General features: G+C 71.4%; 1 protein-coding gene. It reads right to left on the bottom strand.

Annotated features, from left to right (window positions below; all coding sequences use genetic code 11):
* Nucleotides 1–53: 53 nt before the first annotated feature.
* The gene (locus HCN56_RS25545; protein WP_167975017.1) at nucleotides 54–1,214 is read right to left on the bottom strand and encodes an acyl-CoA dehydrogenase family protein; all 1,161 of its coding nucleotides are present in this window, start codon (nucleotides 1,212–1,214) and stop codon (nucleotides 54–56) included.
* Nucleotides 1,215–1,406: the final 192 nt, after the last annotated feature.

Here is a 1,406-nt window from a genome sequence, read left to right as displayed (position 1 = left end):
GGCGCCCACCGTGCCGCTGCACGATGGGCGCCGTCGGGCGGAGTCCGCGTCCGTCAGGGGAGGTTGCGCGCCATCACGATGCGCTGCACCTGGTTGGTGCCCTCGTAGATCTGCGTGATCTTCGCGTCGCGCATCATCCGCTCCACCGGGTAGTCCCGGGTGTAGCCGTACCCGCCGAGCAGCTGCACCGCGTCGGTGGTGACCTCCATCGCCGCGTCCGAGGCGAAGCACTTCGCCGCCGCGCCGAAGAAGGTGAGGTCGTCGTCCAGCCGCTCCGAGCGGGCGGCGGCCGCGTAGGTCAGCTGGCGGGCGGCCTCGATCTTCATCGCCATGTCCGCGAGCATGAACTGCACGCCCTGGAAGTCGCCGACCGGCTTGCCGAACTGCTTGCGCTCCCGGACGTAGCCCTTGGCGTAGTCCAGCGCGCCCTGTGCGATGCCCAGCGCCTGGGCGGCGATGGTGATGCGGGTGTGGTCGAGCGTCTTCATCGCGGTGGTGAACCCGGTGCCCTCGTCGCCGATCATGCGGTCGGCGGGGATGCGGACGTTGTCGAAGTAGACCTCGCGGGTGGGGGAGCCCTTGATGCCGAGCTTCTTCTCCGGAGCCCCGAACGAGACGCCCTCGTCGCCCTTCTCCACCACGAAGGCCGAGATGCCGCCGCGGGTCCGCTTCTCGGCGTCCGTCACCGCGAGCACCGTGTAGAACTCCGAGACGCCGGCGTTGGTGATCCAGCGCTTGACGCCGTTCAGCACGTAGTGGTCGCCGTCGCGCACCGCCGTGGTCTTCATCCCGCCGGCGTCGGAGCCGGCGTCCGGCTCCGACAGGCAGTACGAGAACATCGCCTCGCCGCGGGCCAGCGGCGTCAGGTAGCGGGCCTGCAGCTCCTTGGAGCCGGAGAGCTGCACCGGCAGGGAGCCCAGCTTGTTGACGGCCGGGATCAGCGAGGAGGACCCGCACACCCGGGCGATCTCCTCGATGACGATCACCGTCGCCAGCGCGTCCGCGCCGTTCCCGCCGAACTCCTCCGGGACGTGGACGGCGTGCAGGTCGTTGCCGGTGAGCGCGTCCAGAGCCTCCTGTGGGAAGCGGCCCTCCTCGTCCACCGCGGCGGCGTGCGGGGCGATCTTCGCCTCGGCGAGCGCGCGCACGGACTCCCGGAGCATCTCGTGCTCCTCCGCCGGACGGTACAGGTCGAAATCGGCGGCACGTGCCACGGTTCTCACCACTCCCACAGCTTGCTAGTGACCGTTAAGTAACCTGATTCTAGGAGCCCGCACCCCGCCCCCGGAAGTAGCGGACCGACCCGGTTCCGCGCCGGTGCGCGGGGACGCCGCCCAGCCTCCCCCGCGCGCCCCCGACCGGCTGTCGGGCGCGCCGCGCCCGGCCGCGGCGCCGCCCTCCCGGCC

It is taken from the genome of Streptomyces lonarensis (genome assembly GCF_012033735.1).
Lineage (GTDB): Bacteria > Actinomycetota > Actinomycetes > Streptomycetales > Streptomycetaceae > Streptomyces > Streptomyces lonarensis.
The sequence above is the reverse complement of the archived record's forward strand: the minus strand, read 5'-3'. Positions and strand labels throughout refer to the sequence as shown.